Genomic DNA, 3,140 nt, shown 5'->3' on the forward strand with positions numbered 1-3,140 from the left:
TTTTGTTTATCTATACCTGAATTCTACATTATATTGTTTTTGGAAAAAAAGAAAAGTTGATTACTTAAAGTTTTATAGCCTGGAATAATGGAATATCGTAAGAGTGCAATTTACTTTTTACTGTATTCAATTGTTTTTAACTAAATACTAACTACCAACTACTATCGACTAATCAGGCAATCTCATACATTATTGTATTTTCAGGATTATCGTATATTTCATAAATAATAATTTAATGTAATTTAGTGGTATTAAATTTAAGTATATGATATATTTTTATCATAAAATATTTCAATAGTTCTTTCCTTTGATTTTTTGTCTAATATCACCATTAACAAAAATTGATAAAGGCAAACTGCCTGAAAAGGCACAACGCAAAATGATGGGCCTAAAGCAAGCCTTTGCTATGGCTGCCACACTGCCGATTTTTTTTTATTTTTACTACTTCTCTTTATTTTTTTTCTTTAGGAGGTGCACCTTAAATTTATAATTATTAACTAATTTATAATAATCAATGGTCTGTTTTGAATATCAAATGATTATTTGTAAGAATGTTAAGCACAATAATTAAACCTTTAAAAATTACTATGTATAGGAGAATAATAATATGCAGCAAAATAAAAATAAAACATTCCTTTTCATTTTTGGTTTACTTTTAATGCTCTCCCTGGTCTTTACTTTCTCAGGTTGTGTACCCCCTGTCCCTGAGGTCATAGATGTAACCGGAGTAGAGATAGTTGAAGAAGACCAGTCAATGAAAGTTGATGAAACTTTACAATTGACTGCAATAGTTACCCCCGAAGATGCTACTAACAAAGTAATTACCTGGGAATCAGATAACCCGGATGTAGCTGCAGTAGATGAAAATGGTCTGGTAACTGCCCTGAAAAGTGGAACAGCCAATATCACTGTTACTACAGAAGACGGTGGTTTTACCGATACCATAAAAATAACAGTAACAAAACCAACTCCTGCACCCTCTCCTACACCCACTCCCACTCCTGACAAGTATACCCTGACAACAACTGTCTTGCCTGCTGATAGTGGTACTGTTACAGGAGATGGTGAATATGAACAAGGAGATGAGGTTTCTATCACTGCCACAAATGCTGACGGATATGTGTTTGTCAACTGGACTGCCCCTGCCGGTAGCTTTACTGATGAGACCAGCCCTATCACAACCTTCACTATGCCCGCTGAAGATGTGACTATTACTGCAAACTTTGAAGAGATTCCAACCTATAGTGTAACAATAGCTGACGTAGTAGGCGGAACTGCCACTGTTGCTGCAAATCCTAATTCGGACGTTCTGCAAGGAGTTACCGTAACAGTTACCATCAGTGATATTGAAGAAGGTAAAGCTTTTTCTTCTATTGAAGTTACAGGAGATGATACCAGTGGTTCAATAATAACTTCAGAAATATTACCAGGTGAACAATACACCTTCATCATGCCGGATGAGGATGTGACAGTGAATGTTAACTTAATATCTGTTTATGAGGTAAACTTTCAAACAGTTGATGGTACACCAGCAGGAGTAAGCAGCAGAAAAATTGATGCTATTAATTTATCCGGATTCAAAATAGAAATATTCACAGATGCAGAAAGAAACACCAAGAAAACTGAGACCGAAACTGAGAATGATGGTACAGCCTCAGTAAAACTTCCTAACGGCGAATACTGGTTTAGGGTAAGCAAAGAAGGTTATGCAGATTATCCTCCTGAAAACAATGACTTATCAGTACAAAGAACACCTAATCCAGGATATTTTGTCGTAGATGGTGCTGATATTATAGACCCTCCAATACAGGTACCCATTAAACGGGTCTATAAAGTAATCATAGTTGATGTAGGTGGAGCAGCAACAGTTACCGCTACTCCCAATACAGAAATCTTTGAAGGAGAAAATGTTACAATTACCATTAGTGGTATAACAGATAACAAGGTCTTTTCCTCAATTGAAGTAACCGGGATTGATACTAATAATACAATAACACGCACAGTAGTAACAAAGGGTAAAGAATATACCTTCACCATGCCTGCTGAGGATATAAGAGTAACTGCTAACTTTATTGAAGCATTGTTCGCAGAAGACTTCACTGATACAAGTCTTGGTGAAAGTTCTGACAATTGGTCTTCTGATAATCACTGGCGTATTCAAAACACGACTACTGCAGGCGGAAATACACCAGAAATGTTTTTTGAAGGCTATCCTGATGACCATGATGCATATAAATTAATCTCTCCGTCTTTTAATTCAAATGAATTTAGTCAAATTATTCTTAGATTTCAATATAATACATTTTATCCTATGTATCCAGGAACATATACATTAAAAGTTGCATATACAACAGACGAGGGAGCAACATGGGAAGAGATTTGGTCAACTCCTTCTGTATTTGGATTGAAAACAATCGAGGAAACCATTGATTTGGATTCTAATAATAGCGAAATACGGATTGCCTGGGTCTTTGAGGGAAACCCTTCGGAGATTTCCTACTGGTCTATCGATAATATTTTAGTTTCCTGGGAATGAATAACAAAATAAATCAAGCAGAACAGATGAATAATCAAATATTAGTAAATTAACAGGAACTCACTATATCAGAATTGTCGATAGTTCTGGTGCTGGATATAACAGTAAATCAAAAATTAATATATATAGCTTTTAATTAAGCGAATATACACTATGATTTTAGTATTTATTCCAATACCCGCCGGTTTACTTGTAAATCGGCGGGGTTGCTTTTCTCATATTCTATCATTTCTTCCCCCTCACCCTAACTCTCTCCCTCCGCGGGGAGAGGGAATTTACAGTATTCAGACTCAATACCGTTTTTGCCATTGCGAGACGAGTTTTAACTCGTCGTGGCAATCTCATACATTTATTTATTCCAGCATAACTGTAGTGGAGTAGTTTTCAGTTTTTTGTTTATAGTTTTTAGTAAAAGAAATTTTGTTTATCTATACCTGAATTCTACATTATATTGTTTTTGGAAAAAAAGAAAAGTTGATTACTTAAAGTTTTATAGCCTGGAATAATGGAATATCGTAAGAGTGCAATTTACTTTTTACTGTATTCAATTGTTTTTAACTAAATACTAACTACCAACTACTATCGACTAATCAGGCAATCTCAT

Annotated in this window: 1 protein-coding gene and 1 riboswitch; the gene reads left to right on the forward strand. The window is 34.9% G+C overall.

What is annotated here, in order from left to right:
* Positions 1-339 precede the first annotated feature (339 nt).
* Positions 340-426, forward strand: a riboswitch (cyclic di-GMP riboswitch).
* A gap of 181 nt (positions 427-607) precedes the next feature.
* On the forward strand, positions 608-2,536 hold the full coding sequence (locus PHQ99_08305) for an Ig-like domain-containing protein (GenBank protein ID MDD4289572.1): 1,929 nt from the start codon (positions 608-610) through the stop codon (positions 2,534-2,536).
* Positions 2,537-3,140: the final 604 nt, after the last annotated feature.

It is taken from the genome of Atribacterota bacterium, from assembly GCA_028703475.1.
GTDB lineage: Bacteria > Atribacterota > Phoenicimicrobiia > Phoenicimicrobiales > Stramentimicrobiaceae > JAQVMU01.

Excerpts from the sequence above, each read along its gene's own strand:
- PHQ99_08305 (MDD4289572.1), top strand. The coding sequence starts at position 608 with ATGCAGCAAAATAAAAATAAAACATTCCTTTTCATTTTTGGTTTACTT.